Source organism: Loktanella sp. F6476L, assembly GCF_023015725.1.
Lineage (GTDB): Bacteria > Pseudomonadota > Alphaproteobacteria > Rhodobacterales > Rhodobacteraceae > Yoonia.
The window spans coordinates 64,204-90,396 of record NZ_JALKAR010000005.1 but is presented as its reverse complement, the minus strand read 5'-3'; the positions used below and the strand labels follow the sequence as shown (position 1 = coordinate 90,396).

General features: G+C 56.9%; 27 protein-coding genes and 1 riboswitch. Of the genes, 8 read left to right on the top strand and 19 right to left on the bottom strand.

Annotated elements, in window-relative coordinates; all coding sequences use genetic code 11:
* Positions 1–4: 4 nt before the first annotated feature.
* From MWU61_RS11495 to dapA, 3 genes are all read right to left on the bottom strand, one after another.
* Positions 5–337 (bottom strand): hypothetical protein, encoded by a 333-nt coding sequence (locus tag MWU61_RS11495; RefSeq protein WP_247128514.1) that lies wholly within the window; start codon positions 335–337, stop codon positions 5–7.
* A gap of 69 nt (positions 338–406) precedes the next feature.
* A complete protein-coding gene (locus MWU61_RS11490) occupies positions 407–739 on the bottom strand; it encodes a hypothetical protein (RefSeq protein ID WP_247128514.1) in 333 nt (110 codons plus the stop codon).
* Between the two features lie 418 nt (positions 740–1,157).
* Positions 1,158–2,030, bottom strand: a complete 873-nt coding sequence (dapA, locus tag MWU61_RS11485; protein WP_247128513.1) for a 4-hydroxy-tetrahydrodipicolinate synthase — start codon at positions 2,028–2,030, stop codon at positions 1,158–1,160.
* 148 nt (positions 2,031–2,178) lie between these two features.
* Here dapA and MWU61_RS11480 point away from each other — a divergent pair, with 148 nt between their 5' ends.
* The gene (locus tag MWU61_RS11480; protein ID WP_247128512.1) at positions 2,179–4,257 is read left to right on the top strand and encodes a lytic transglycosylase domain-containing protein; all 2,079 of its coding nucleotides are present in this window, start codon (positions 2,179–2,181) and stop codon (positions 4,255–4,257) included.
* On the opposite strand, the gene MWU61_RS11475 is transcribed toward MWU61_RS11480, so the two are convergent.
* The gene (locus MWU61_RS11475) at positions 4,254–5,126 is read right to left on the bottom strand and encodes a DMT family transporter (protein ID WP_247128511.1); all 873 of its coding nucleotides are present in this window, start codon (positions 5,124–5,126) and stop codon (positions 4,254–4,256) included. The genes MWU61_RS11480 and MWU61_RS11475 overlap by 4 nt on opposite strands.
* Positions 5,126–5,815 (bottom strand): tRNA (5-methylaminomethyl-2-thiouridine)(34)-methyltransferase MnmD, encoded by a 690-nt coding sequence (gene mnmD / locus MWU61_RS11470; RefSeq protein WP_247128510.1) that lies wholly within the window; start codon positions 5,813–5,815, stop codon positions 5,126–5,128. Before mnmD ends, MWU61_RS11475 begins: the two co-directional genes overlap by 1 nt.
* A 65-nt stretch (positions 5,816–5,880) precedes the next feature.
* Between mnmD and MWU61_RS11465 the strand changes: the two genes are divergently transcribed.
* On the top strand, positions 5,881–6,921 hold the full coding sequence (locus MWU61_RS11465; RefSeq protein WP_247128509.1) for an FAD-dependent oxidoreductase: 1,041 nt from the start codon (positions 5,881–5,883) through the stop codon (positions 6,919–6,921).
* On the opposite strand, the gene MWU61_RS11460 is transcribed toward MWU61_RS11465, so the two are convergent.
* Positions 6,918–7,712 carry an acyl dehydratase gene (locus tag MWU61_RS11460; protein WP_247128508.1) on the bottom strand — a complete coding sequence of 265 codons (795 nt, stop codon included), beginning with the start codon at positions 7,710–7,712 and terminating at the stop codon, positions 6,918–6,920. The two genes, MWU61_RS11465 and MWU61_RS11460, sit on opposite strands and share 4 nt — an antisense overlap.
* Positions 7,713–7,746: 34 nt before the next feature.
* Between MWU61_RS11460 and MWU61_RS11455 the strand changes: the two genes are divergently transcribed.
* Positions 7,747–8,142 carry a VOC family protein gene (locus tag MWU61_RS11455; protein WP_247128507.1) on the top strand — a complete coding sequence of 132 codons (396 nt, stop codon included), beginning with the start codon at positions 7,747–7,749 and terminating at the stop codon, positions 8,140–8,142.
* On the opposite strand, the gene MWU61_RS11450 is transcribed toward MWU61_RS11455, so the two are convergent.
* From MWU61_RS11450 to MWU61_RS11435, 4 genes are all read right to left on the bottom strand, one after another.
* On the bottom strand, positions 8,139–8,669 hold the full coding sequence (locus MWU61_RS11450; RefSeq protein ID WP_247128506.1) for an NAD(P)H-dependent oxidoreductase: 531 nt from the start codon (positions 8,667–8,669) through the stop codon (positions 8,139–8,141). The two genes, MWU61_RS11455 and MWU61_RS11450, sit on opposite strands and share 4 nt — an antisense overlap.
* A gap of 177 nt (positions 8,670–8,846) precedes the next feature.
* Complete coding sequence (locus MWU61_RS11445; protein ID WP_247128505.1) at positions 8,847–9,212, bottom strand: Lin0512 family protein; 366 nt, start codon at positions 9,210–9,212, stop codon at positions 8,847–8,849.
* Positions 9,212–9,556 (bottom strand): Lin0512 family protein, encoded by a 345-nt coding sequence (locus MWU61_RS11440; protein ID WP_247128504.1) that lies wholly within the window; start codon positions 9,554–9,556, stop codon positions 9,212–9,214. The genes MWU61_RS11445 and MWU61_RS11440 overlap by 1 nt, the downstream gene beginning before the upstream one ends.
* Before the next feature lie 13 nt (positions 9,557–9,569).
* A complete protein-coding gene (locus MWU61_RS11435) occupies positions 9,570–10,277 on the bottom strand; it encodes a YrbL family protein (protein WP_247128503.1) in 708 nt (235 codons plus the stop codon).
* A gap of 188 nt (positions 10,278–10,465) precedes the next feature.
* Here MWU61_RS11435 and MWU61_RS11430 point away from each other — a divergent pair, with 188 nt between their 5' ends.
* Complete coding sequence (locus tag MWU61_RS11430; protein ID WP_247128502.1) at positions 10,466–11,557, top strand: histidine kinase dimerization/phosphoacceptor domain -containing protein; 1,092 nt, start codon at positions 10,466–10,468, stop codon at positions 11,555–11,557.
* 21 nt (positions 11,558–11,578) lie between these two features.
* Here the strand turns inward: MWU61_RS11430 and cobO are convergent, their stop codons facing one another.
* Entirely contained in the window at positions 11,579–12,196 is a 618-nt protein-coding gene (gene cobO / locus MWU61_RS11425) for a cob(I)yrinic acid a,c-diamide adenosyltransferase (protein WP_247128501.1), read from the bottom strand.
* 334 nt (positions 12,197–12,530) lie between these two features.
* A complete protein-coding gene (locus MWU61_RS11420; protein ID WP_247128500.1) occupies positions 12,531–12,818 on the bottom strand; it encodes a hypothetical protein in 288 nt (95 codons plus the stop codon).
* Positions 12,819–13,073: 255 nt separating this feature from the next.
* Here MWU61_RS11420 and MWU61_RS11415 point away from each other — a divergent pair, with 255 nt between their 5' ends.
* Positions 13,074–13,922 (top strand): LysR family transcriptional regulator, encoded by an 849-nt coding sequence (locus MWU61_RS11415; RefSeq protein WP_247128499.1) that lies wholly within the window; start codon positions 13,074–13,076, stop codon positions 13,920–13,922.
* 3 nt (positions 13,923–13,925) lie between these two features.
* On the opposite strand, the gene cobN is transcribed toward MWU61_RS11415, so the two are convergent.
* Positions 13,926–17,642, bottom strand: a complete 3,717-nt coding sequence (gene cobN / locus MWU61_RS11410; RefSeq protein WP_247128498.1) for a cobaltochelatase subunit CobN — start codon at positions 17,640–17,642, stop codon at positions 13,926–13,928.
* Between the two features lie 47 nt (positions 17,643–17,689).
* Here cobN and MWU61_RS11405 point away from each other — a divergent pair, with 47 nt between their 5' ends.
* Positions 17,690–17,854 (top strand): hypothetical protein, encoded by a 165-nt coding sequence (locus tag MWU61_RS11405; protein ID WP_247128497.1) that lies wholly within the window; start codon positions 17,690–17,692, stop codon positions 17,852–17,854.
* Between the two features lie 94 nt (positions 17,855–17,948).
* On the opposite strand, the gene MWU61_RS11400 is transcribed toward MWU61_RS11405, so the two are convergent.
* Both MWU61_RS11400 and cobW read right to left on the bottom strand, forming a co-directional pair.
* The gene (locus tag MWU61_RS11400) at positions 17,949–18,401 is read right to left on the bottom strand and encodes a GNAT family N-acetyltransferase (protein ID WP_247128496.1); all 453 of its coding nucleotides are present in this window, start codon (positions 18,399–18,401) and stop codon (positions 17,949–17,951) included.
* The gene (cobW, locus tag MWU61_RS11395) at positions 18,398–19,471 is read right to left on the bottom strand and encodes a cobalamin biosynthesis protein CobW (RefSeq protein WP_247128495.1); all 1,074 of its coding nucleotides are present in this window, start codon (positions 19,469–19,471) and stop codon (positions 18,398–18,400) included. The genes MWU61_RS11400 and cobW overlap by 4 nt, the downstream gene beginning before the upstream one ends.
* Before the next feature lie 41 nt (positions 19,472–19,512).
* Here cobW and MWU61_RS11390 point away from each other — a divergent pair, with 41 nt between their 5' ends.
* The gene (locus MWU61_RS11390; protein WP_247128494.1) at positions 19,513–19,827 is read left to right on the top strand and encodes a DUF1636 family protein; all 315 of its coding nucleotides are present in this window, start codon (positions 19,513–19,515) and stop codon (positions 19,825–19,827) included.
* A gap of 1 nt (position 19,828) precedes the next feature.
* On the opposite strand, the gene MWU61_RS11385 is transcribed toward MWU61_RS11390, so the two are convergent.
* From MWU61_RS11385 to MWU61_RS11375, 3 genes are read right to left on the bottom strand one after another with little or no spacing between them, the layout of a single operon-like run.
* A complete protein-coding gene (locus tag MWU61_RS11385) occupies positions 19,829–20,275 on the bottom strand; it encodes a hypothetical protein (RefSeq protein WP_247128493.1) in 447 nt (148 codons plus the stop codon).
* Positions 20,275–20,958 (bottom strand): CbtA family protein, encoded by a 684-nt coding sequence (locus MWU61_RS11380; RefSeq protein WP_247128492.1) that lies wholly within the window; start codon positions 20,956–20,958, stop codon positions 20,275–20,277. Before MWU61_RS11380 ends, MWU61_RS11385 begins: the two co-directional genes overlap by 1 nt.
* Positions 20,959–20,972: 14 nt before the next feature.
* Entirely contained in the window at positions 20,973–21,155 is a 183-nt protein-coding gene (locus tag MWU61_RS11375; protein WP_247128491.1) for a CbtB domain-containing protein, read from the bottom strand.
* A 36-nt stretch (positions 21,156–21,191) separates the two neighbouring features.
* Positions 21,192–21,410: riboswitch (cobalamin riboswitch) on the bottom strand.
* Between the two features lie 258 nt (positions 21,411–21,668).
* Between MWU61_RS11375 and smc the strand changes: the two genes are divergently transcribed.
* Positions 21,669–25,124 carry a chromosome segregation protein SMC gene (gene smc / locus MWU61_RS11370; protein WP_247128490.1) on the top strand — a complete coding sequence of 1,152 codons (3,456 nt, stop codon included), beginning with the start codon at positions 21,669–21,671 and terminating at the stop codon, positions 25,122–25,124.
* A gap of 48 nt (positions 25,125–25,172) precedes the next feature.
* On the opposite strand, the gene MWU61_RS11365 is transcribed toward smc, so the two are convergent.
* Positions 25,173–26,162, bottom strand: a complete 990-nt coding sequence (locus MWU61_RS11365; protein WP_247128489.1) for a hypothetical protein — start codon at positions 26,160–26,162, stop codon at positions 25,173–25,175.
* Positions 26,163–26,193: the final 31 nt, after the last annotated feature.

Genomic DNA, 26,193 nt, shown 5'->3' with positions numbered 1-26,193 from the left:
CGCTTCAGCGACGGTCGTAGTCTTTTGTCAGCACTTCTGAACCGTTGACGTTCAGTACTGCGAGGATGTCGCTGTTTGCGCCGAGACCCAGGTCAACTTTGACGTTTGTGTTCACGCCGCCACGGATTTCTTCGGAACCGAGCAGTGCGCCACGTACACCGTTTGAGTAGTCGTAGATTTCAACTGTGCCTGCGCCGTCAGCTTGTACGAAGTCCAGCTGCAATTGGTCAGTCTGTTCAAATGTCTCACCGAATGGGAAGGCGTTGTAAGCAGATGCTGTTGTTGCAGTAGCAGCGATAGTTGCAGCGGCGAGTACGATTGTTTTCAGGTTAGTCATTTTCATATTCCTTTGATGTGTGTGTGACCGAATGGTCGTTATCTGTTGTGAGTGGTGGAAAAGGCGTGATTAGCGACGGTCGTAGTCTTTTGTCAGCACTTCTGAACCGTTGACGTTCAGTACTGCGAGGATGTCGCTGTTTGCGCCGAGACCCAGGTCAACTTTGACGTTTGTGTTCACGCCGCCACGAATTTCTTCAGAACCGAGAAGTGCGCCACGTACACCGTTTGAGTAGTCGTAGATTTCAACTGTGCCAGCGCCGTCAGCTTGTACGAAGTCCAGCTGCAATTGGTCAGTCTGTTCAAATGTCTCACCGAATGGGAAGGCGTTGTATGCTGATGCTGTAGTTGCTGTTGCTGCGATTGTAGCTGCTGCCAGTACGATTGTTTTCAGGTTAGTCATGATCGTGTTCCTTTAATGTGTGTGACCGGGAGGTGGTCGGTTATTTGTTTGAAGCGACAGTAGCTTGCCGCGTTTCGATGAGATGAAGATGGGATCAAAAACGGGGTTCGGGAAGGGGACACCCTGTCACGAAAAAGAGAACGCATTTGATGCTCTGATTCCCTTGATTTTGTTTTTGGCGACCATTTGGCGAGTTCCGTGCAACCCTGCACAACGGCCGTTTCCAAGCCGCACAGAACAGGCCATTTTCGCGCTTTTTGCGGGTAGAATTATTTCAATTCCAAACAGCAATGATCACGAAAAAAAAACCCGCTCCAGAATGTGAAGCGGGGTTGTTTCAATGTCGTCGCTGGCGCGTGATTGTTTGTTGCGCGATTGCTTCAACGGCTCGCGTGGCCGTGAGCAATTGAAGGCGAATCTAGTCGATCAGACCGGCGAATTGCATCGCGGATTTAACCTTTGCTTTGGTTTCGTTCGTCAAACCAACCAAAGGCAGGCGCACTTCGTCGCTGCATAGGCCCAAAAGGGACATGCCATACTTTGCGCCGACCAAACCGGGCTCTGTGAAGATGGCTTCGTGCAGGGGCATCAACCGATCCAGCAATTCTAGCGCCTTTGGATAGTCGCCAGCCAGCGTCGCGGCCTGAAATTCCGCGCAAAGCGCAGGTGCGACGTTCGCCGTGACCGAAATACAGCCCACGCCGCCATGCGCGTTGAAGCCGAGCGCAGTTGCGTCTTCGCCGGACAATTGGACGAAGTCTGTTCCGCATGTCATCCGCGTGCGTGGCACACGTGCCAAATCGCCGGTCGCGTCTTTGACGCCGACGATCATGTCGTGCTTGGCAAGCTCGCCCATCGTCGCTGGTGTGATGTCTACAACGGACCGACCAGGGATGTTGTACAAGATAATCGGCAGACCGCAGTCAGCGGCAGCCGTGAAATGTGCAATCAGACCCGCTTGGGTCGGCTTGTTATAGTACGGGCTGACAACCAGCGCGGCCGCAGCCCCTGCTTCTTTCGCAGCTTTCACAAGGCGCACGGTTTCAATCGTGTTGTTTGACCCTGCGCCGGCGATAACCGGAATGCGGCCGTCTGCCGCTTCGACCACGATCCGCACAACATCGTCGTGTTCTGCATGGGTCAGTGTCGGGCTTTCGCCGGTTGTACCAACAGGGACCAAACCGTTACTGCCCTGATCAATATGCCAATCGACCAGCTTTTTGAGCGCATCACGATCCACCTGGCCGTTCGTAAACGGCGTGACGAGCGCGGGAAGAGACCCTGTGATCATGACGCATTTCCTTATGTGCGAGGGGCAGATTCGCCCCATTTGAAGTCGCGCGGAACCTAGACAGCTTTCCGCCGATGAACAAGTTCAGCATTGTGTATTAGCCTAAGACACTTACTTTGATGATACACCTGTCCAAAGGCCTTTATTCATGCGTTTGATCCTATCTGCTCTTGCTATCGCCATCGGCGCAACGGCGACTGTCGCACAAGACAGCGACGCGGCCTTGGTGGCTGCGATCCAATTGGCAGATGATGGTGACTATCAAGCCGCCTTTGAAAGCGTCGATGACGCCGTGTCGCGGGATGTCCTGACGTGGATGCAATTGCGTGACGGTAACGGATCGTTCGCTGATTACCGCACATTCCTAGACAATCATCCGGATTGGCCCGGACAAACGCGACTATATACAAGAGCAGAACGCGCGATTGAAAAAGGTGGCGATGCCGCCGACATCATCGCGTGGTTCGGTGACCGGACGCCGGAAACGGGAATAGGGGCGGTGCGCCTTGCCGAAGCGCTGATTGTGCAGGGTGATCCTGACGCAGCAGAAGGCGTGATTATCGCGGCGTGGCTGAACCTGCGATTATTGGCTGAGGATCAAACCGCCATTCTTGATGGTTTCGCTGACATGGTTGCACCCCATCACGTGGAACGTGCCGACAATCTGTTGTGGCGCTGGCTGACCGATGAAGCGGCGCGCATGATGCCTTTGTTGGATGATGATCAGGCCGCACTTGTCGCGGCGCGGATCGCCTACATTCGTGAACGCGGGATCAATGACGCCATCGCTGCTGTGCCTGCTGCACTGCGGACCAACGCCGGATTGGCCTATGACCGTTACAACTGGCTTGCCAGCGATGGCGAACGGACAGAGTCGATCGCGATCCTGAAAGGTCGATCGACGTCTGCAGATGCATTGGGCGAACCATTTCGGTGGTCCAGCTGGCGGCGCGTTCTAGCGCGTTGGGAAATGCGCGAAGGTCGTATTCAAAGCGCCTATGATCTCGCGTCCAACCATTTTCTGACCGAAGGCAGTTCTTACGCCGATCTTGAATGGTTGTCGGGCTACATCGCACTGCGCTATTTCGATGATGCGACCTTGGCGTTGTCTCATTTTGACGCAATGGCGGCTGTTGTCGATACGCCGATCTCGCTCGGACGTGCGGGATACTGGCGCGGGCGTGCCTATCAGGCGCTGGGTGATGCAAATGCGGCGGCGCTGGCTTATGCCGAAGCGTCGGATCATCAAACCAGCTTCTACGGATTGCTTGCGGGCGAACAGTTGGGCATGGCACTTGATCCTGCTTTGACGGGGCGGGCGGATGCGCGGGATTGGCAAGGCGCAGATGTCTTAGAGAATGAACTCGTGATTGCCGCCCTTGCATTGCTTGAGGCGGGCGAACGGGGGCTGGCCACGCAGTTCTTCGCGCAACTCGGCCGACAGTTGGACGCGAATGACACGGGGCGTTTGGCGGCCTTGATGGAAGAGATGGAACAGTCATATTACGCAGTCCTGCTTGGCAAAGCGGCAGCGGCGCGGGGGATCATCGTGCCATCCGCCTATTTCCCGATGCACGGTGTCGCTGACATGGACCTACCGGTTGAACCCGCATTGTCCTTGGCGATTGCGCGGCGTGAAAGCGAATTCAACGCAGGTGCAGGCAGCCCTGTTGGGGCGCTGGGCCTGATGCAATTGATGCCGGCGACGGCCCAAGAAGTCGCAGGGTTCTTGGACCTCCCTTATTCCAAGGCGCGATTAACATCCGATTGGTCCTACAACGCCCAGCTTGGATCAAAGTATCTTTCTGTGCTGCAGGACCAGTTCGGCTTTTCACCTGTCCAGATCGCAGCCGGTTACAACGCAGGCCCCAGCAGGCCGTGGTCATGGATGGACCTGCGCGGCGATCCGCGGATCGGTGAAGCGGACGTGGTGGACTGGATCGAACACATCCCGTTCCGCGAAACGCGCAACTACGTCATGCGGGTGACTGAATCGATCCCCGTCTATCGTGCGCGTTTGACCGGACAAACCGGCCCTATCGCATTTACGGCGTTGTTGGTCGGGGACAAGCCATTGGTGCGTCCGCAAACCCGACCGGTGCCGCAGCCCGTCGAAGAGCCGCTTAGCGTTTCAACGTCTGACGCGCCAGCGGTCGCGGCACCCGCCACCATTCCAACACCAAATGGCGTACCGGGGATCAGACCAATATCGCGTCCGGGTAACTAGGTCTTGGCAGCTTGCCTTGCCCGCCAAACGGTAAACAGCCCCGACGCGATGACAAGACCCGCACCCACTGCCACGTGAAGCTCTAACACTTCGCTAAAAACGATGATCCCAATCGTGCTGGCAAAGACCAATTGCAGGTAGGCGAAAGGCTGCACGGCACTGGCCTCGGCCACTTCATAGCATTTGATCAGCAGGAAATGCCCAAGCGCGCCAGTGATACACAGCGCCAACATCCACGCCCAATCAGGGGTGGTCATCGGTTCCCACGATGAAATACCAATGGCGGTCAGTAAAACTGCCCCGACGGTCCCTGTCCAAAAGAAACTGGTGGCGGCGGTGTCTTTCCGCGCCGCATAACGGGTCAGCAGCGAATACAGGGCAAACATCAAAGCGGCGATCAACGGTACAATCGCGGCGGGCGCAAAGACGGTGATACCCGGTTGCAGAATGATCAACACACCGATGAAGCCCACACCAATCGCAGCCCACCTGCGCCACCCGACAGCTTCACCCAAGATCGGACCGGACAGGGCGGCAACGATCAGCGGATAGCTTGCGAAAATCGCGTGGCTTTCGACAAGTCCCAACAGAACAAACCCCGTGACCATGACGCAAATCTCGGCACCCAGCAAAAGGCCACGAAATATCTGCAAAGCGGGCTGTTTGGTCGCCGCCGCTGCCTTGATCGACCCGGCTTGGCGGCGCGCAATGGCGATGACGAAGGCAGCAAAAAACCAATAGCGGATCATCACGATCATCAGGACGTTGTATTCGCCCGCCAAATGGCGCGAAATGCCGTCTTGCAGGGCAAAGACGAATGTCGTCGCAATCATGTACAGAATGCCAAGGCGCGTATTATTGGACTGCATCAGATGTCTTTTACAGCACGGGTCATATGACGTTTGCGGCCGAAGCCCGGTGTACGCGTGACGGTCAAACCAGCCTCTTCCAGCGCCCGCCTGACATGGCCTGCCGCCGTATATGTAGCGATTGTACCATGTGGAGCGGTGTGATTGGCGACGGATTGCATGACGTCTGCCCCCCACATCTCGGGGTTTTTGGCCGGCGAAAATCCGTCCAGAAACCACGCGTCGGCCTGCGCGTCCCACGCGGGCAAGGTTTCACGGACATCGCCAGTGATGACTTCCAGCGTGACGCCCGGCGCGTAAATCGCAGGGCCTTCCATCGCGTCATCCCAAATCGAAAGCAGCTGCGGCGCGAGATCACCCAATTCGGTAAATGCTGCATGGGCGGTGCGGGCTACGTCGGCTGTCAGCGGAAACCCTTCAAAACTTGTGAAATGGAACGTGCCTTTGCGACCCGCGTCGATCCACGCCTGCACTGTCGTCAGGAAATTCAGTCCTGTCCCAAATCCCAACTCTGCAATGTGAATATGCCCACCAAACCGCGCGGGCAGATCGTTGCCATCCAAGAACACATGCCGCGTTTCCGCCAAACCGTTATCCAGCGAATAATACGGGTCATCAAACTGGGTCGAAACAGGCACGTCTCCCAGATCGGTTTTGCGCCAAGTTAGGTCAGTTGTCTGGTCGCGCATGGGGTTTTGCCTTACGTGTCGCATGTGTCTTGGGGTTAAGGCATCTTTGCGGGGATAAGACGACGATGGCAATCGCAGATGTGACGATCATGGGGGCAGGGGTGTTTGGCCTATCGGTCGGTTATGCCTGCGCGGTGCGCGGCGCCGCGGTGCAGATCATTGATCCCAACGGTGTCGCAGCTGGGGCCAGCGGTGGTCTGGTTGGCGCATTGGCCCCACATGTGCCGGAAAACTGGAACAGTAAGAAAGCGTTTCAATTCGAAAGCCTGATGATGGCGGACGCGTTCTGGACCGAAGTAGAGGTGTTGACCGGGCACGATGTCGGCTATGCACGCTCAGGGCGGTTGCAGCCATTGGCGGATGATGCTGCCGTCGATTTGGCGCGTAAGCGGGCCGTCACGGCGGCAGAACTGTGGGAAGGTCGGGCGATCTGGGACGTGGTTTCTGCGGATACACTCGGGGCATGGATTCCGCCGTCGCCGTCCGGTTTTGTCGTGCGGGATACGTTGTCCGGTTTGATCCATCCGCGACGGGCGACCAAAGCGTTGGCCGCAGCAATCACAAAACTTGGCGGGCGGATCGAAACCAGCGGAAAGGCTGAGGGTAAGGTCGTATGGGCCACAGGCTGGCAAGGGTTGGTCGACATGACAAATCGTCATACACGCCAGATCGGTAACGGCGTGAAGGGCCAAGCGCTGTTGTTGAAACACGCAGCAATCGGCGCACCGCAATTGTTCGCCGATGCCTTACATATCGTGCCGCATGCCGACGGCACAGTCGCGGTCGGGTCCACGTCCGAGCGTGAGTTTGATGATCCGACTGCCGTGGATGCACAACTGGATGACATCCACGCCCGCGCCATTGCCGCGTTTCCCGTGCTATCGGGCGCACCGGTGATTGAACGCTGGGCGGGGGTCCGCCCGCGTAGTCGCAGTCGTGCGCCGATGTTGGGGCATCATCCGTTCGAGGACGGTGCTTTTGTTGCTAATGGTGGGTTCAAGATCGGTTTTGGAATGGCGCCATTGGTCGGACAGGTCATGGCCGATCTGATCCTAGACGGCGTCGACCGCATTCCTGATGCGTTTCAGGCGGATCAGAACCTTTAGGCGGTGATTTGACCGCTTGTGCACAACCGACCATCGCCGCCACGCACCCAAAAATGACCGTCATTGGCGCAAAGCGTTGCAGCCTCACCCAAAATCAATGGGGACGATCCGCGATAGCTGAAATCGGTGAAATCGCCGTGCAATTTTACGGCAAGCTGCATCATCAGATGCGCCAACAACGGGCCGTGCACAACAACACCGGCGTAACCTTCTACATCGCGGGCATAGTCAGCATCATAATGAATGCGGTGGCCGTTAAATGTCAGGGCGGAATACCGAAACAACTGGGTCGACGTGAATACCAGCGGTTCGGAATGCGCCGCAACTTTTGGCGCAGGCGTCGGGTCGGCCGGCTTCGCATCTTGCGGGCGATACACCAGTTCCTGCCATTCCGTCACGGCCAAGGCATGACGCTGTTTGATGTCGTGGCGGACGCGGACAAATGCCAACGGGCCTGAACGCCCGTCTTTGCGCGTCACGGCTTCCACTGTGCTTACTTTTTCGGCCTTGATGCCTGCCTTCAAGGGTTGATGTTGCACAATCCGACCCGCGGCCCACATGCGACGCGGCAATCCTAGATCGGGGATAAACCCGCCCGTCGCAGGGTGGCCATCGGGGCCAAGTTCGTCAGGCGTCTGCGCATCCCAAAAGTAGATATGATGGGCAAACGGCGGCAAGGCATCACCGCTTTGGATCGACGGTGTTTGTCCAAGCGTAGCTTCCAAGGCGGCCGCCCGCGCCGGATCAAGTGTGTCGGTGATGGATTGCGTTTGATGGGTTTTCGACTGCATGATGTGGCCTAACCCGAATGGAAGGAGGGTGCAAATGCCCGCAGTCACGTCGCTTGATCATCTGGTTTTGACCGTCGCGGACGTTGATCGCAGCATCGCATTCTACACGCAGATTTTGGGTATGACGGCAGAAGCATTCCAACCCGCAGATGGATCAACGCGCTGGGCGCTGAAGTTCGGGGATCAGAAGATCAACCTGCATCCTGCGGCTTCGCCATTCGCGCCCCATGCCATGACTCCGACGACGGGCAGTGCGGACCTGTGTTTTCTCAGCGAAACCCAGCTTTCGATGTGGCACGCCCATTTCGACAAACATGAGATCAAGGTTCTCGAAGGCTCCATCGCACGCACAGGCGCCACGGGGCCAATCGTTTCTTTGTATATTAATGACCCCGACGGAAACTTGATCGAGGTATCAAACCGCGCTTAAATTGCAGCTTTCAGGCGATCCATCAAATCGTTGAGCGCTTTGAGGTTCACTTCGTTTGTCAGCAAACCGCTTTCGTCGAATTGCTCGTAGTTCGCGCCAACAAGAACCTCTGGCCCAAGGATTAGTTTTGGCCGGAATGGCGCAAGGACCGAAACAAGGTGTGTTTGTGTCCGTTCACCGCCAGACCGACCGGCCGTTGCTGACATAATGGCGACGGGTTTGTCTGCCCATGGCGCGCCTTCTGTCCGGCTGACCCAGTCAAACGCATTCTTCAACACGCCGGGGATATTTTTATTATACTCGGGTGTCGAAATGATAACCGCGTCTGCCTGTGCAATCTGATCAGACAGTTTCTGGACGGCGGCGGGAATGCCTTCATTTTCTTCGAGATCGCCATCGTAAAGCGGAACCCGCAGGTCAGCTTCGATAAACGTATCTGCGCCGAATACTTGTGCTGCGTGGCGCACGAGCATGGTGTTGGTGGATTTTGCGCGTAAAGCGCCTGAAATGCCAAGAAGCGTTGTCATGTGTTCATCCTTCGTAATCTGTTGCCAAAGGACTTAATCCGCCTGTTGGGTTTTCCAACTGAAAAGGCTGTGCAGTGACGCGACCTGATTGAGCGCAGATGCGCACATGATTGTTTGCAGGGCCATCCGGCCCTGCGATTGTGCTTCGCAAAGGATATTGAGGGCCAAAAGATGCGGTTAGGCGTCGCTCTGCTGCCAGTTGTCTTTTTGACTGGGCAAAAACGCCTCGATTGCTGCTGTTGCGATCACGGCCGTGTCGCCGGTTTCCGCGTTCGCCACGTTCTGCCCGCCTTTGGTTGCCGTGACCGTGGCCCGTCCACGCGGCAGCATCTGCGCGAGTGCGGCGGTGTCTAGTTTGTCCGGCTCCTGCACGCCAACCGTGACCTGCACCCGCATCGTGTCGGTTGGCAGGTCTATGCTTTGAAATAAGGGTAGGGTCGAATGGCGAAACGCGTCTTCAATCGCGCGTTTGGCCGCCTTTTGGTAATCCATGCCGTGCAGGTCGTTGCCCATACCCATTTCGATGATCACACGCTGGTCCATTATGTCCGCTCCATCATAAACGACACGTTGATCGCGGCGTTGGCGATGACTGTTGGGTTGCCGTCAGGGCGCGGCACATCAAGCCCGCCATGTTGTACCGTCACACTGGGTTGTCCGTAAGGAAAGATATCGAGCAACGCATCGGTATCGACTTGATCCGGATTTTGCACAGCAATTTCCACGTCAATGATCATGGCTTCTTTCGGGAACCCAAAGAGTTCGGCCATGTTGATGGAATTATGCCATAGCGCGTCTTGCAGCGCCCGTTTGGCCGCTTGGGTGTAATCCTGTCGGCGGAGCGACGTGCCCATGCCAAATTCGGTGAGGACGCGGTGTTTTGGCATCGGGGGCTCCTATCTAGTTCAGACTAAATTGACGTTGTTTGGCGTCCCACCGCAAGCCGGTTTTCGCAGCAAGACGTTTGCAGCTATCGTCAAGACCCAGCGCGTTGCACCAATCATTGATGGATCTGACGGGGATCGCGTGAATATCGCCGAACCCATCCACAAGAACACATTCTCGCGGCCCCTGTTGGCCTGCGTAGTCGCGATGGCCAAACACGAAATTGCGCGCGGTCATATCGCCGGCCCGAATGCCAAACCGGTACAGTCGTGCGATGGTGTCATTGAACAATGCAAGGTCGGTGGCACTCAGATTGTCTTTGGTCGCGTGTAGCGTTTGGCCAAGCCCACCGTCAGTGACGTTTTCCGAAATGCATCCTAACCCCACATCGGTCTGCACAAAGCCGTACATATGCGTAATGGGTGGAATATCGGTGGGGCGGATGTGGAGCATCATCCGCAGGTATTCGCCGTATTCCTTGCGGGTCCAGCGGGTGCGGAGGCTTGGAAAATGGCGTTCCGTAAACGTGGCAAGCTTCGCGCGGCGCTTGGTGTCTGCGATGGGTTTGAGCACCTTGATCAGTCTGGTCGGATCGGTCGGGTGCACGTAGATGATCCGCTGCGATCCTTCGGCAACAGGGGTAAGGTGACTGAGCATCAAAAGCGGTTGAAAGGTCTGCTGCATGGGCCCATCAACAACGGGGGCGGCAGGTTGCTTGGACATGACGTTCCCCTTGCACAAGTTGTACGGCCTCAAGGCATCGGTAAACCCTGTCGCTTTTTTGGGCAAGTGACTGTTGAGTGATCAACTTGACCAAAGGTAAAGGCAAAGCCTGCGAATGGTACATTGCAAACGTCAAAAGCATTTACCATTATCAGGGATCACGCCTCATATTATGAAGGACCGCTCCGTTGTTAGCTGAAAAACATCCCCAACAGGATCAACGTCTTGCAACTTTGGCGTCGTACGACGTTCTCGATTCCGCGAATGAGGCCGATTTCAACGATATCGTTGCCTTGGCATCGGCTATTTGTGACGTACCCGTGTCGCTGATCAGTTTGGTTGATGATGACCGCCAGTGGTTCAAGGCTCGCGTTGGTTTTGATCCGACGGAAACGACATTGGATCAATCGGTTTGCTCGCATGCGATCTTGGAAGATGACTTCTTGGAAGTTTCCGACATGTCCAAGGACCAGCGCACAGCGGATAACCCGCTTCATACCGGTGAGGTCGGTGTGCAGTTCTACGCAGGGGCGAACTTGGTGGCCCCTAACGGCATGCCCATCGGGACGCTTTGTGTGCTGGATCACAAACCGCGGCAACTGACAGAGTTTCAGAAGCAATCACTGAAGACGCTATCGCGCCAAGTGATGGTGCAGCTTGAACTGCGCAAACGGCTCGCTTTGGAAGAAGCGCTGAAGGCCGAGATGGACCACCGCGTGAAGAATTCCTTGCAGACGATTGCGTCCGTTCTGCGCGTCGCGGCCCGAAGTATCGACGACGTCGATGCGCAAGGTGTACTGGATACGGTTGAACGCCGGATTTCCGCCGTAGGGACGCTGCACAGTGAACTGATGGGCAGCAAAGGACACAATTCGGTTGATACCAAGCCGTATCTTGATCGGGTGGTGCGACTGCTTGCCGATGTTGCCCCCGATAACATCGCGTTGACAGTCGATGCGGTCGATGTGGCGCTTGATGCGCGCAAGGCGTCTGCGTTGGGGATGATCGTCAGTGAATTTGTCGCCAATTCAATTAAGCATGCTTTTCCTAACGGCCGCTCAGGGCTTGTGGAAATCGCACTTACGACAGATCAGGCCGAAGGGCGGCTGACCTGTCGTGATAACGGTGTGGGCAAATACGGCGGTCACGATGCAGAGGCAGACGGGCGTAGCGGAATGGGCGCGCGCCTGATGTCTGCCGCTGCGGTGCAAATGAACGGGCACCTTGACTATGAAACGCAAAACGACGGCACAATGCTAAGCGTTGTGTTCGCAATCTAAGGGCTTTCGCGCAGGAAGGGGTTAGTATTCCACCCCGATTTGCGCTTTGATCCCTGACCGGAACGGGTGCTTGACCAGCTCCATTTCGGTCACCAAGTCCGCGATTTCGATCAGGTCGGCGTGGGCGTTGCGGCCTGTTAGCACGACGTGGGTCATGTCTGGCTTTTGGGTGGCGAGAAATTCGACGACTTCGTTAATGTCCACATAATCGTAGCGGATCGCGATGTTGATCTCGTCCAGCAGGACCATTTTGTTGGTCTCGTCCAAGATCAGCTCTTTCGCCTTGGCCCATGCCGCTTGTGCCATTTCGGTGTCACGGCTCTTATCCTGCGTTTCCCACGTGAACCCTTCGCCCATTGTGTGGAACGCACATTCGTCGCTGAATTTCGACAGGATCAGATCGCGTTCGCCCGTTGACATACCGCCTTTGATGAACTGAACCACGCCACACTTCATATCATGCGCAATGCACCGGAAAATCATCCCGAATGCGGCAGACGATTTACCCTTACCTTTACCTGTATGGATGATCACAAGACCCTTTTTGTCAGTCTTCGTCGCCATGATTTTATCGCGTGCGGCCTTCTTCTTGGCCATTTTCATTGCGTGGCGGTCGTCGGGCTGGGGGGTGTCGGTCATCGGGGCATCCTTTGTGGGTGGTCTACCCAGTGTGTTACGTGTTGACCACAATCACAAGACTTGGCGTACGATTGCGTTTTTTCCCCTCACGGTTCTGTGACTATGGCGATATCAAGGCAAAAAACGAGACAAGACATACCGAGGCAGTTCAGATGCGTTTATTTTCTATGGTTCTTTTTGCGAGTTATCTGGGCGTAGCGGTATTGGCTGCTGGCGTTTAAGCCGTCTCACCTTTCCAATCCCAAACAAAAAAACAGGGACCGAAGTCCCTGCAGGTTCACTGTGCGGAGTTGCGCATTCAGTGGGTTACGTACTCTGTGAGCGGTCACTGTGGTTATGGGGCACGTTCATTGGGGGTCGTAATAAAACGGCTGGTTGGTAGCCTGTGGACGTCGTTTGGGTCTAGCGAACCACGGTCAGCGTATTCGTCGTCAGGCATCAAGGCGCGCTTCAAAACGATGGGAAGCGCAAGGCCAAACAAGTAGGCGGCGATGCAGGCGATTGCATTCAGTTCTAATGGCTCGCAAGCCATCTGCACGAGATGTGCACACACAAGCGAAGCGATAAGTGTCGGTATAGACAGGTAGCGCGGGTTGCGTTGCGTTGGCGTTTTGTAAGTCATTTTGTATCCTACCCTTTCGTATCGTTACCTTACGTAACAACTTTCCTCATGGCGACGTGAACATTTGCAGCAGCACGTCTGCAATTCTGCAGCCGGATATCTGTGGGGAATGCGCATATGCGCACTATACTTACGGGCAGGTTAAATGCGCTGTTGGGGCGCTTCTTAGTCTCTTGCACCTGTTCTCTGATCGTTAGGCATGCCCCATACGTCAAATGGTTAGTTTTGGAATTACCATGATGGGGATCAACCGAAATGATGGATTGGAACGACCTGCAATATGTGCTGGCTTTGAAAGAAGGCGGAACAATGAAGCAGGCCGCTATACTATTGAGAACAGACCCTACGACGGTTTCGCGACATATTAAGCGGATCGCGATCCATTTCGAGACAGACCTGTTTAAGATGCAAAAGGGTGGGAAATGGGTTCTCACGACGCAGGGCGAAGAACTGACGACTTTAGCAAAGAATTTCAAAAAGGGTTTGGATCAATTTCAACTTGGTGAAGGCGGTTCTACAGAGTGCGAGACAATTGTCATTACGTCACTTGAATTCTTGTTGACCCATTATCTGTCCCCAAAAATTGAAAGCGGAATGAATTGCTTTCCTGATACGAAATTGTCGCTTGTTGCTGCGGATCGGCGGTTGTCTTTGGCGTATGGCGAAGCAGACATCGCATTGCGTTTTGGTCGGCCGACAGAGGGCCATCTCATTACCAGCAAAATTGCGGACATCTCTTTTGATTTGGTCCAGTTACGCGGAACAAAGCCAAAAGAATGGATCGGTCTTCAAGAAGACCTGGATTGGACGCCGGACATGCGACGCGGGGTTGGGCACTTCGGAAAGCCTCCGATCTTGCGCGTGTCGTCATATGCCGCAGCCCGTGAAGCCGCGATAGCAACGGGCCACGCCACGGTGGGCCCATCGGTGATCATGCGCGAAGGCGGCCAACTGGAAACCATGCCGGATACATCACCGGTTCACCGCGAAGTCTGGAGCGTCATCCACGAAACCCGCCGGTTGAGCCAGCGGTTGGCTGCCGTCCGCACATGGATCAAGAACGCGGTGCTCGAGATGCAGCTACAGCAACACAACATGGCGTAACGGTTACGGAACCGCGGCGATGATTTCTTGAATGCGTGCCGCCGCCGAATTGGATCGCGGCTGCCAAAAATCGCGATCAATCGCTTCTTGCAGCCTTTGTGCAATTTCGATCAATGCGGGCGCGTTGTGTTCGTTGATGAAGTCTCGGACGGTGTCGTCTTCCAAAAATGCGTTCTCGACAAGATCGAAATGGTGATTGCGAACGGCACCGGTCGTTGCCGCGAAGGCGAATAGGTAATCCACGGTCGCGGCCATCTCAAACGCGCCTTTGTAGCCGTGCCGCATGACCCCGTTGATCCATTTGGGGTTCACTACGCGGGACCGCACAACGCGACCGATTTCATCTTCGAGCGTACGAATAACCGGGCGTTCGGGGCGGGAATGGTCGTTGTGGTAGATGGGTCGATCCTGGCCTTGCAACGTGCTGATGGCAGCAGCAGCCCCGCCTTCGAACTGATAATAATCGTCACTGTCGAGGATATCGTGTTCGCGGTTGTCTTGGTTTTGCACGACGGCTTCGGTCTGGGTCAGGCGCTGTTCAAATGCAGCCCGCTTTTCTGCGCCATCATTGCCTGCGCCATAAGCGTACGATCCCCATGTCAGGTAGGCCTCGCCAAGGTCGGATTTGTCGGCCCAAAGGCGTTCGTCGATCATGGCTTGCAGGCCGGCGCCATATGCGCCCGGTTTTGATCCGAAAACACGGGCGGTGTCTTCGCCCTTTTGGGCACGTGCGGCGGCAGGGTTGAGATCAGCCGGCTCATCAAGCTCTTGGACGGCTTTGGCGGCAGAATCGACAAGGGCGATCAGTTGGGGAAACGCATCGCGGAAGAAACCGGAAATGCGCAGGGTCACGTCGACGCGCGGGCGGCCAAGCACGCCTTGTGGAAGGATTTCGAAACCGGTGACACGACGGTTGGCACTGTCCCATTTTGGTTTGACACCCATGAGTGCAAGCGCCTGTGCGATGTCATCGCCGCCCGTGCGCATGTTGGCGGTGCCCCATGCGGTCAGAAGCATGGTGCGGGGCCAGTCGCCGTGGTCTTGCAGATGCTTTTCGATGAGCAGGTTTGCCGATTTCCACCCGAGCGCCCAAGCCGTCGGTGTGGGCACGGCCCGGCTATCGACGCTGTAGAAATTGCGCCCCGTTGGCAGCGTATCAAGCCGTCCGCGGGTGGGCGCGCCGGACGGGCCCGGTGTGACGAAGTGCCCTGCAAGGGCGGTGAGGAGCGCCGCCGACTCTGCCGGGCCACATTGCGTGACTTTGGGCGTAATATTCGCGGCAATTTCGTCGAGGACGGGTTGTGACGCTCGTGGGACTACGCCCACATCGCCCCACCCCCCGTCCCGCAGGAGGTGCTGAGACAGAATTTCAAGGCGTTCGACCGTATCGCCGTTTGTCCGCCATGTGTCAGATGTAAGCCGTTCAAGTAGTTCAGTTTTTTCAAGTGCGGGTGCCGCCAGATCGCAATCAAGCGGGTCGATTGTAAGTTCGAGGTCTGACGCGATCGCACGCAACAGTGAGGCATTCCCATCTTTCCCATCACCGCGCGGTACGCGTGCCAAGGCGATTGTCAGATCACGTGCAAGATCATCGGTGGGTGATTGTCCGAAGATATGCAGCCCGTCCCGAATTTGCGCTTCTTTCAATTCACAGAGGTAGGCGTCAAGCTTTGCCAGATCGCCGTCTTGGTCACCGGTGAAGGCTGCATCTTTGGACAATCCGCTGACTTCTGAAAGCGATAGGATCTCGCGGCGCAGGTGATCGATGCGACGTGGGTCTACGCCTGCAGCCTCATAATATTCGTCTACCAGCGCTTCGAGATCACGCAGCGGGCCGTAGCTTTCCGCCCGCGTCAGCGGTGGCGTCAGGTGATCGATGATCACCGCTGATGTCCGTCGTTTGGCTTGCGTCCCTTCGCCCGGATCGTTGACGATGAACGGGTAGATGTGGGGCGTTGGGCCAAAGACGGCTTCGGGCCAGCAGGTTTCCGACAGCGCCACCGCTTTGCCCGGCAACCATTCGAGGTTGCCGTGTTTACCCATGTGAATAAGGGCGTCAGCGCCCCAGTGGTGCCGCAGGTAGAAGTAGAAAGCGAGGTAGTTGTGCGGCGGTACGAGGTCCGGGGAATGGTAGGTTTCCGTCGGGTCGATGTTGTATCCACGTGCCGGTTGCAGGGCCACGACGGCATTTCCAAAGTGATGGATGCTGAGTTTGAAACCCGCGGATTGCGCATCCGTCTTTTCGCTGATGAAGGGATCGGCATCGGGCGACCCCCATCTGTCTGTGATCTGTTGTTTGACGTCCCAAGGGAGCGCGTTGAAGTGCTGTTCATAGACATCAAGCGGCAGGTACGATCCGCCGTCGGTATCTGCCCGATCTGTGAGCCAGTTTGTCGGCCCTGCCATGATCTGATCCATCAGAGATTTGGCGTCACTTGGTGCGTCGATTTTTTGTCCTGCGTCTTTTAAAAGCCTGAGCGAGTGGATTGTCGCGGCGGGTGTATCTAGGCCTACGCCGTTTGCTAACCGTCCGTCTTTGTTCGGATAATTGGCAAGAATGAGGGCGGTCTTTTTGTCCTGCGCGGGCGTTTCCCGGAGCTTCGCCCAGTTCGCGGTAAGCTGGGTGACGAAATCAATTCTGTCGCCGCGTGCTTGATAGGTGGCAATCGGGCATTCGGTGGCTTCGTCGAAGAAGGCTTCGCCTTTGAAGCTGACCGCGCGGGACAGCACGCGGCCGTCGACTTCGGGCAGGGCCACGTTCATTGCGATGTCGCGTGCGGACAGGCCTTGAGGGCTGTCCGCCCATGCATCTTCGGAAGCGCTGGACAGGATGACTTGGAACACCGGTGCGTTGTTCGCAGAGCCCATGGTTAAAGGGTTTTGCGGGCTATCGTCGCCATCATGCGGCGACCCGACGGCGAAGGCTGTGCAGTTCAATATCACCGATGGTGGTGCGTCTTGAAAAATCTGGTCGAGCGTTGCCACGGACAGTGGATCTTTCAGTGACGCCACGAAAACCGGCATTGGTTGAAGCCCCGCTCGTAGCAGGGATTTCACCAATCTGTTGATCGGATTGAGCCCACCGCCCTGCACCAGAGCACGGTAAAAAATGATTGGCACAACGCGTGCACAAGGCGTGCACAATGCGTGCACCGCCGCGACCGACGAAATGCCGGTTCCAGGCCAGTAAACGCCAGCGCGTAACAGCGGGGACGCGGCCTGCGGTTTGGTCCCGCCATCAATGATGGCCTGCGCATAGCTGAGGAAGTTCGTGCTGTTCTGTGGTCCGCCTTCGACCAAATAGGACCAGAGCGCGTCATAGTCGTCATTTGCGCATGTGCTGAGATCACGCAGTTCTTGGTCCGGCTTGTCGTCACCGGGTAGGGCCACGAAAGTGACGCCTGCTTCGCGCAGGCGTGCGGCATACTGCACAAGACCGTATTTCCAATAACCCGCACCGCCCAGAACACGCGCGATCACGAGCCGCGATTTGGTTGCGCAATTGTCGAGGTGCAGGTCGACAGACATCGGATGCTGAAGGTGCATCATATTGGCGAGCCGCAGGGACGGTGGGGTGTCCATTTCGGCACGCGCCTCAGACAAGGCTGCCAGTTCTGTGTCCGCCGCAGATATCACGATGACGTCCGCAGGGGTTTGCCCGAGGTCGACAGGTTCTTGTCCGTCGTCGATTGCACCGGGGGTGGCGGCTAGCAGGTGCATCTGGTTGGACCTCGTGTTAGGTGCGCCTCAAATGAGAGGTTTGGATTATGGATTATAAAGCTGCGGGTGCCCCCAAGAAGGGTAAAAACCAACCGCGTCATAGTGAACACAACGCGCACGGGTCCGGCAAAAAGCCGTTTGGCGCGTGTGAAACAAAAGCGGAATTGCTGGCGCGGATGAAAGCTGCGGCAGAGGCGAAGAAAGCCAAGTGATATTGGGCGGCGACCCTTGAACGTGATGATCATTGGGGGCCAGCCCCCAAACCCCCGGGATATTTGAGGCCAAAAGAGGGGAAACGGCGGCGCGTCATGTCAGGGGTTTTTCCATGAAGATGGAAGAACCTGCCGCATTGTAGGGCGGGAACGCATCGCAGCGTTTGAAACCGTGGGATTCGTAGAGTTTGTGGGCTGCGTGTAAGACGTCGCCGGTTTCCAATTTCATCATTGTAGCACCCGCGTCCCGCGCTGTGTCTTCGAGTTGGCGCAGGATTGCCCCTGCCACGCCTTTGCCGCGTGCGTCTTCGGACACGAACATTGATTTTACCTCTGCATAGTCGGGTTTCAGCGCGATTGCGCCTGTGCCCAGAACCGTGCCGTTTTCGCGTGCCGTGTAGAATTTGATGTCTGGTGACACGAGGTCATCGACGTCGAGGTAGAAGTTATCTTCTGGCGGAAACAGGGATGCCATTAGCGCGTGGCTTGCTTTGAGCAGCGCTGTGGTTGCGGGTTCACGCGGGTCTGTTTCCGCCACGATGATCATGCTGTCAGCGCTTTTGTGATGGCTGCTTGGTCAAGTCCAGCTTCGCCGATGACAACGAGACGTGTTTCGCGTGGTGCGTCGCCGAAGGGTTGGTCGAAGTAGGTATCGACCCGCGGACCAACTGCCTGCAGCGTTTGCCGCATGGGTTTGCCTGTGACAGCGACGAAGCCTTTGAGGCGCAGGATGTTGTGCGCACGGATTGTGTCGGTGACTTGCGCAGCGAAGGCTGCCGCATCAGCGATTTCGCCGCGTGTGACGATGAAGCTCTCGAAGTCGTCGTGATCGTGGTCATGGTGGTGGTGATCATGATCGTCGTCGTGGTGGTCATCATCATGGTGGTGATGATGGTGATGGACTTCGTGGCGGGCTTCGAGGTCGGCCTCTGATCCGACGCCTTGGCCGAGCAGCACGTCGACGGGCAGGGCGCCCATCGCGGCCTTGACCACCTGCACGCCAGCGCGGCTATCGGTTTTGAGTTTGGTGGTGAGCGTTGTGACCTCGTCGTCGGACAGCAGGTCTGCCTTGTTCACGACGATCATGTCCGCGCAGGCGATCTGGTCTTCGAACAATTCGGACAGCGGTGTTTCGTGGTCGAGGTTTTCATCTTGCGCCCGTTGCGCGTCGACTGCCGCGATGTTGTGTGCGAATTGGCCGTCGGTGACAGCGCGCCCGTCCACGACGGTGACTACGCCATCGACGGTGACTTTGGTGGAAATGCCGGGCCAGTTGAAGGCGCGGACAAGTGGTTGCGGCAGGGCAAGGCCCGAGGTTTCGATCACGATGTGGTCCGGCTTTGGATCGCGGGCCAGAAGCTGTTCCATCGTCGGGATGAAATCATCCGCCACGGTACAGCAGATGCAGCCGTTGGACAATTCCACGATATCGTCTTCTGTGCAGACCTCATCGCCGCACCCTTTGAGGATGTCGCCATCAACGCCGAGATCGCCGAATTCGTTGATGATCAGCGCGATCCGTTTGCCTTCTGCGTTTTGCAGCATGTGCCGGATGAGCGTGGTTTTACCGGCCCCGAGGAAGCCGGTGACGACGGTGGCGGGAATTTTAGCTGCCATGATGTATGTCCAATGTCTGGGTGGCTTGGTATGGGATCATTATGACCAAGCGACTTGTGATTTGTAAAACCTGTGACGGACCAGGTGTGGCGCTTGCAGATGCGTTGCGCGGGCGGGCGACAGGTTGGGAAGTTGTGATGCACGAATGCCTGTCGGCTTGTGCAGAGCCCGTGTCGATGGCCGTCCAAGCGGATGGGAAGGCCACGTATGTGTTTGCTGGATTGACCGACGCGGATGTGGACGATGCGGTGGCGTTTGCGCGGTTGTATGATGACACAGATGATGGATGGGTGGTTGACGCCCGGCCTGCCGGACGGCTCCGGTTTTGTTTGAAGACGCGGGTGCCAGCACTGTAGGTCATGGGGCTGTGATCTCGACGGCCAGCGGTTGCCCGTCTTTGCCCCATTCGGCGTGATTATCGGCGTTGAGGGTGACGCGGATCACTTGGCCTGTCTCGATATGATCGATGTGGAACCAGTTGCTGTAGGTCCGCGCCAGTTTCACCCCGTCGATGTAGATGTGGGCGTGGCCCGTGCCTTGGGTCGGGTCCGTGTTGACCGTTTCTGGCGTGAAGGTGAAACCGTCCGCCATGATATGCAGGTTTGCCGCGTCGCCCATGTCCGGCATCAGCATGATGGACAGGTCGGGTGCTGTGCCTTCCCATTCCAGAAGGTCGGACATGTCGTGGTCCATGTCGCCGTGACCTGCGTGGTCATGTGATGACGGGCCCATGCCGCCACCCACAAGAAACCCGCCGCCAAAGCCGAAGGTGAGGCCGATGATGAAGAGGAGGAGCAGACGCATCACGCCTCCCCTAGGTTTTTGGACCAGACAGCACCGAGTAGCAGACCGAGCAATGCCCAGACAGCAAGCCCTGTGCCGATGGCGCGTGCTGCGAATTCGGCGCCCAGTTCAGGTGGGGCCGGTCCGGTCAGCGTGTCGGGCATGGGTGCGCCGATGATATGCGGTGCAGCTAGCAGGATGATGGCAACGCCCCACATCGCCCAATTGCGCCCAAACGCGATAAACCACAGGCCAAGGCCCGTCGCGGCAACCGTGGCGAACCACCAGATTTGGCGGGCGTCGACATCAGCGGCGTTCATGCCGGGCAGTTCTGGTGCTAGGCCGAAGGCGGGGGCCATTTGTACGGCGATCCAGCCCGCGATGCCCCAGATCAGGCCCGTGCGTGCAGTGATGGGTTGACCGCGTTCTTCGGCGAAGACCATCAGCGCGAGGAGCATAAGCGCGTAGCCCACGTAGATCAGTGCAGAGAACATGATGCTGAGACCATCACGCATGATGTCGATGCCGCCCTCGTGTGCGACATGGGCCGCGGACGGATCAGCACCAAAATGGGTCAAAACCCCAGTTTCAAATAGTTCAGCGTGCAGCAGAATAGGCTGCACGAATGCGAATTGGAGCACGGCTGCGAACAAGCCTGCCCCAAAGCCAGCGATCAATGCGCTGACGACAACTTTGCTAAACATGATGTGTGGTGTGTTTAGTGGCAGGGAAAGCCAGTTGCGTGACGCACGTCGTGTGCTGCGTCATGCAATGTGGATGCCTGTACGTGGCCAGCGACAGCGATGATGCCAAGGCCGATAAATGCGGCGGCAAACAACGACAATGTCGAGGATACGGATTTAGTCTGTGGAGCGGCGATTGCGCGTGCTTCGGTCTTCATGTCTTTTCTCCTTGTCCCGTCACACCCGACGGGGATTGGGTTTTCGTCATGCAAGGCCGGTCTCCTGGCTTGCGGGTCGATGCACTTTGTTGCCTTCCCGGTTTCCCAGTGGCGTCTTAACAAAGCACTCTCCGCATACAGTCGCGGGGGCGGCTGTGGTTTTGGGCCTCCGAATTGGGATCGGCCCTGTCCACATTCCCGTTTGATCCCCTGATGCTTTGCACCGTGCGGGGAACCATGCCTGTGTTTTGTGCGCTGTGCGGGGCTGCGGGTCAAGGATGAAACCGACGCGATTTGTCTGTGATGCGGCGTCAGCAGTGGCTGGGTCACGATTTATCCAGAAAAATTGGATGTCTCTGGCGGGCGGTGTGTTCAGCAGGCGAAAGGCCGATTTGCGCAATATCTTGTGGATAAGTGGCTGGATTTGGCCATATGCGGGGTGGATTTGTTGACTTTGTCCGCTGTCACGGGCGATGGTTTCGGACCGTTAGAATCACTGTAGGCCCTGTATCTGTGCGTTTTAGTAAGCTTCGCTTGAATGGCTTTAAAAGCTTTGTCGATCCGACTGATTTGATTATCGCGGATGGGCTGACTGGCGTTGTGGGCCCGAATGGATGTGGAAAATCCAACCTTCTTGAGGCTTTGCGCTGGGTCATGGGCGAGAATCGCGCCAAGGCGATGCGCGGCGGCGGGATGGAAGACGTGATTTTTGCAGGGACCGCGACGCGGCCTGCAAGGAACTTTGCCGAAGTGTCGTTGCAGATTGATAACTTTGATCGCCTTGCGCCCGCTGCGTTCAACGATTCGGACAATCTGGAAGTTGTGCGCCGGATCACGCGCGATGCGGGGTCTGCGTATAAGGTCAGCACAAAGGATGTCCGCGCGCGTGATGTGCAGATGTTGTTTGCGGATGCATCAACGGGTGCGCATTCCCCTGCCTTGGTCCGTCAGGGTCAGATTTCGGAACTGATCAATGCGAAACCGAAAGCCCGTCGTCGGATTTTGGAAGAAGCGGCCGGGATTTCGGGGCTGTATCAGCGCCGCCATGAGGCGGAACTGAAGCTGAAGGGCGCAGAGACAAACCTCGTGCGCGTTGATGATGTGGTTGAGCAGTTGGCGTCGCAACTGTCGCAGCTTGCGCGGCAGGCGCGCCAAGCGGCCCGTTATCGCGAAATTGGCGATGCGTTGCGTCAGGCTGAAGGCATGTTGCTGTATCGGCGTTGGCGCGAGGCGGATGAGGGTTTGATCGCGGCGGCTGGTCAGTTGCGTGAACGCACGGTTGCTGCGGCCGCTGCGGAAAAAGAGGCGTTACAGGCCACGACTGCACGCCAATTGGCCGAAGAAGCATTGCCTGCGTTGCGTGAAGAAGAAGCGATTGCGGCGGCTGTTCTCCAGCGGTTGATGGTGCAGCGCGATACCTTGTCTGAGCAGGAAAGCCGCGCGGTTGAAACGATTGCGAAGCTCGAATCCCGTATTGAACAGCTGACCAAGGATATGGAACGCGAAGGCGGCTTGAACCGCGATGCGGGCGAGACGATTGAGCGGCTGGAATGGGAAGCCGCCGAGATCGCGAAGGCCGGTGTCGGTCATGAGGATGCGCTTGAGGAAGCGAATGACGGTGCCCGTGAAGGGGCCGCAAAGTTGCAAGAGCGTGAAGATGATCTGCAGACATTGACGGAAGATGTGGCGCGTTTGGCGGCCCGTCACCAGTCCGCGAAACGTCTGTTGGACGATAGCCGCACGACGTTGGAAAAGAACGAAACGGAAGCGGCCCGCGCGAAAGAGGCGATGGAGGCGGCGACGCAGGCCTTGGAAAAGGCCGAAGCGGATTTCGAGATGGCCGAAGCTGCGGAAGAGCAGGCGGTGATGACGGCTGCGAATGCAGATGAGACATTGGTAGAGACCGAAGCCGCCCGTGCTGAATGCCAGACGATGGAAAGCGATGCGCGGTCCCAGCGGTCAGAGGCTGAAGGCGAGGCGAATGCGCTGCGTGCTGAGGTTAATGCGCTGGCGAAATTGGTAGAACGCGATACGGCTGAGGGGGGGCAGGTGCTTGATCTGCTAACCGTCCAATCGGGGTATGAAAAAGCGCTGGGTGCGGCTTTGGCCGATGATTTGCGGGCCCCTGCGATTTCGCCTGATGCGGCGTCGGGTTGGGCGAATTTGCCTGCGTATTTGTCGGTGCAGGCGTTGCCGGATTCGGTGAAACCGTTGACCGAATTTGTTGACGTGCCTGAGGTTCTGGAGCGCCGGATGTCCCAAGTGGGGCTGGTGAAGCAGGAAGAAGGCGCGCAGTTGCAGGCGGTTTTGAAACCGGGGCAGCGGCTTGTGTCTGTTGAGGGCGATGTTTGGCGTTGGGACGGGTTTAGGGCTGCGTCCGAGGATGCCCCGTCTGCGGCTGCATTGCGGTTGCAGCAGTTGAACCGGTTGGTTGAGCTGAAGCGCGATCTGGAAGAGGTCGCGGCGAAGGCCACGGGTGCCGCACAGGCGCATGAAATTTTGACGCGTCGTTTGGCGGATTTGACGGCGGCGGATCAGACCGCGCGGACGGCACGGCGTGATGCGGACCGTTTGGTGGCTGAGGCAAATAGGGCGGCATCCCGTGCTGAGGCGGATCGCGATCTTGCGAGCGGGAAATTGGAAGCGTCCAACCTTGCGATGAAGCGCTATGTCGAAGAGGCGATGATCGCGCGCAAAGCTCTGGCCGAGGCGGAAGCGGCGGCAAAGGGGCTTGAGGATCTGGATGAAGCCCGTGGGCGCGTTGAAGATATCAAGATGACCGTGGAAGCCGCACGGATCATGATGATGACCCGCCGGTCAGCCTATGACGAATTACGCCGTGAGGGTGATGCGCGGTTGAAGCGGTCGCAGGAAATCACGAAGGAAATCTCTGGCTGGAAATACCGGCTAGAGACGGCGAACAAGCGGACGTCGGAATTGGCGGATCGCCGTGCCGCGTCCGAAGCGGAACTGGCAGAGGCAGCAGCGGCACCCGAAGAGATTGCAGAAAAACGCGCCGAATTGGCGGATGCGGTGGACGAGGCCGAAGGGCGGCGTGCGGCGGCGTCTGATGTATTGGTCACGGCAGAAACTGCGCTGCGCAATGCGGCGGTGGCAGAGCGGGATGCGGAACGCACGGCATCCGAGGCACGCGAAGCACGCGCGCGGTCCGAGGCGCGGTCAGATGCGGCGAAAGAAACCGTGGCTTATGCCGAAGAACGGATTTTGGAAGCGCAAGACATGTCACCCGCCGAATTGCTGGAACGGTTGGCCGTTGATGTGGGCAGTATGCCTGCGGTTGATGTGATCGAAGGTCAGGTGAACCAGTATAAACGCCAACGTGATGCGTTGGGCGCTGTGAACCTGCGGGCCGAAGAAGACGCGAAGGAAGTGCAGGAAGAGCATGACCTGTTGGTCAACGAAAAGTCCGATCTTGAAGGTGCAATTGCGACGCTGCGCACGGGGATTGCATCGCTGAACAAGGAAGGTCGTGAACGGCTGCTGACGGCGTTTGAACAGGTGAATGAAAACTTCGGTTTGTTGTTTACGCATCTGTTTGGGGGTGGTGAGGCGCGGCTCGAACTGGTGGAATCGGATGATCCGTTGGATGCGGGGCTTGAGATTTTGTGCCAGCCGCCGGGCAAGAAGCTGTCGACACTGTCGCTGTTGTCGGGTGGGGAACAGACCCTGACCGCGATGGCGCTGATCTTTGCGGTGTTCCTCGCGAATCCTGCGCCGATCTGTGTGCTCGACGAGGTGGATGCGCCGTTGGATGATGCGAACGTGAACCGGTTCTGTGACATGTTGGATGAGATGACACGCCGCACAGATACGCGGTTCTTGATCATCACACACCACGCGGTGACGATGTCGCGCATGGATCGGCTGTTCGGTGTGACGATGGGCGAGCAGGGTGTGTCGCAGCTTGTGTCCGTAGACCTGAAGAAGGCCGAGGCGATGGTTGCTTAAACGGCTGGGAGACGCGCGTGCAAGCACGACGCCCCACCCGCCGTCCCGTTATGTTGGTGCGTGGCCTGGCATACGTTGTTTCCACAAAGCGCGGGCTTCTTCTGGTGCGAGGCGTTCGACCTTCATCTTTTCCGCACGTTCGGCTTTGTGTTTGTCAAAACGGTCGATGTAGACAAGCGTGGCGCCCGCGCTAAGCAAACTGATCGTCCAGAGCCAAAATACCAAACTGAGGCCCAGTACAATTCCGATATCGCGCGACCATTGGAACGGAATTTTTTCATCTGCCATCAAATCGATAATTGTCAAAGTTCCGGATAAGCGATCACCTTGCCCGATCAGAGCTGCGAAGCTTTCAAGAGCAGGCAGGCTAAGTTCGGACATCAGATAAACGATAATCACAAGCTCCAGAAGTGGCACGAACCCTGCACCGAAGCCTGCGAGCGGTGTGTGGGGGTTACCGCTGGGGTCACGACCAATCGCGACAGAGGCCAGCGGCACAAGCAAAGCCGTGTAGAATGCCGTAAAGCCCAACCATGACACTGTACTGAGCTTCACCATCATCGGGATGTCAGTCACAACTTTAGTCAGGACGTAGTCGAGTGTCGCATTTTCCAGCAGAACAACGATGTCGTTAACGCTGAGCGAAACCGATCTCAGGTAAAAGAAAGCAGCAATCATTGCGATTAGCGTAGTCGCAAACCCAACCAGCAATCCGTAGCCTGCTGCTGGAAGGATCAGTTTCCAAAAATTAACCGCAGGCTTATGGCCTCTTGTGGTTAATCCAAGTCGTAGTCCGATCAGCATAGGAAAAGAGTAGATCGCAGACAGCAAGATCGCGAATAGCGCGGACGTAGCAATCAATGCAAAGGTGCCGCGAAAGTCGCCCATCCCGTTACGGGCGTACAAAATGTAGATGTCAAAAGTGACAATGAATGCGAGTAAAGTCAGCCCGATAAGTCCGCACACCATGATCGGAAAGACGATGATGTATTGCCACAGGATGTTGAACGAAAACGGAATTGCGCGGAGTGCTATCATTGGATTTGCTCGAATACTCGTTAGGAATAAT

What these genes read in the sequence shown, in the direction of transcription:
- MWU61_RS11495 (WP_247128514.1), bottom strand. Translation starts at nt 337, where the DNA reads ATGACTAACCTGAAAACAATCGTACTCGCCGCTGCAACTATCGCTGCT.
- MWU61_RS11490 (WP_247128514.1), bottom strand. Translation starts at nt 739, where the DNA reads ATGACTAACCTGAAAACAATCGTACTGGCAGCAGCTACAATCGCAGCA.
- dapA (WP_247128513.1), bottom strand. Translation starts at nt 2,030, where the DNA reads ATGATCACAGGGTCTCTTCCCGCGCTCGTCACGCCGTTTACGAACGGC.
- MWU61_RS11480 (WP_247128512.1), top strand. Translation starts at nt 2,179, where the DNA reads ATGCGTTTGATCCTATCTGCTCTTGCTATCGCCATCGGCGCAACGGCG.
- MWU61_RS11475 (WP_247128511.1), bottom strand. Translation starts at nt 5,126, where the DNA reads ATGCAGTCCAATAATACGCGCCTTGGCATTCTGTACATGATTGCGACG.
- mnmD (WP_247128510.1), bottom strand. Translation starts at nt 5,815, where the DNA reads ATGCGCGACCAGACAACTGACCTAACTTGGCGCAAAACCGATCTGGGA.
- MWU61_RS11465 (WP_247128509.1), top strand. Translation starts at nt 5,881, where the DNA reads ATGGCAATCGCAGATGTGACGATCATGGGGGCAGGGGTGTTTGGCCTA.
- MWU61_RS11460 (WP_247128508.1), bottom strand. Translation starts at nt 7,712, where the DNA reads ATGCAGTCGAAAACCCATCAAACGCAATCCATCACCGACACACTTGAT.
- MWU61_RS11455 (WP_247128507.1), top strand. Translation starts at nt 7,747, where the DNA reads ATGCCCGCAGTCACGTCGCTTGATCATCTGGTTTTGACCGTCGCGGAC.
- MWU61_RS11450 (WP_247128506.1), bottom strand. Translation starts at nt 8,669, where the DNA reads ATGACAACGCTTCTTGGCATTTCAGGCGCTTTACGCGCAAAATCCACC.
- MWU61_RS11445 (WP_247128505.1), bottom strand. Translation starts at nt 9,212, where the DNA reads ATGGACCAGCGTGTGATCATCGAAATGGGTATGGGCAACGACCTGCAC.
- MWU61_RS11440 (WP_247128504.1), bottom strand. Translation starts at nt 9,556, where the DNA reads ATGCCAAAACACCGCGTCCTCACCGAATTTGGCATGGGCACGTCGCTC.
- MWU61_RS11435 (WP_247128503.1), bottom strand. Translation starts at nt 10,277, where the DNA reads ATGTCCAAGCAACCTGCCGCCCCCGTTGTTGATGGGCCCATGCAGCAG.
- cobO (WP_247128501.1), bottom strand. Translation starts at nt 12,196, where the DNA reads ATGACCGACACCCCCCAGCCCGACGACCGCCACGCAATGAAAATGGCC.
- MWU61_RS11420 (WP_247128500.1), bottom strand. Translation starts at nt 12,818, where the DNA reads ATGACTTACAAAACGCCAACGCAACGCAACCCGCGCTACCTGTCTATA.
- MWU61_RS11415 (WP_247128499.1), top strand. Translation starts at nt 13,074, where the DNA reads ATGATGGATTGGAACGACCTGCAATATGTGCTGGCTTTGAAAGAAGGC.
- cobN (WP_247128498.1), bottom strand. Translation starts at nt 17,642, where the DNA reads ATGCACCTGCTAGCCGCCACCCCCGGTGCAATCGACGACGGACAAGAA.
- MWU61_RS11405 (WP_247128497.1), top strand. Translation starts at nt 17,690, where the DNA reads ATGGATTATAAAGCTGCGGGTGCCCCCAAGAAGGGTAAAAACCAACCG.
- MWU61_RS11400 (WP_247128496.1), bottom strand. Translation starts at nt 18,401, where the DNA reads ATGATCATCGTGGCGGAAACAGACCCGCGTGAACCCGCAACCACAGCG.
- cobW (WP_247128495.1), bottom strand. Translation starts at nt 19,471, where the DNA reads ATGGCAGCTAAAATTCCCGCCACCGTCGTCACCGGCTTCCTCGGGGCC.
- MWU61_RS11390 (WP_247128494.1), top strand. Translation starts at nt 19,513, where the DNA reads ATGACCAAGCGACTTGTGATTTGTAAAACCTGTGACGGACCAGGTGTG.
- MWU61_RS11385 (WP_247128493.1), bottom strand. Translation starts at nt 20,275, where the DNA reads ATGCGTCTGCTCCTCCTCTTCATCATCGGCCTCACCTTCGGCTTTGGC.
- MWU61_RS11380 (WP_247128492.1), bottom strand. Translation starts at nt 20,958, where the DNA reads ATGTTTAGCAAAGTTGTCGTCAGCGCATTGATCGCTGGCTTTGGGGCA.
- MWU61_RS11375 (WP_247128491.1), bottom strand. Translation starts at nt 21,155, where the DNA reads ATGAAGACCGAAGCACGCGCAATCGCCGCTCCACAGACTAAATCCGTA.
- MWU61_RS11365 (WP_247128489.1), bottom strand. Translation starts at nt 26,162, where the DNA reads ATGATAGCACTCCGCGCAATTCCGTTTTCGTTCAACATCCTGTGGCAA.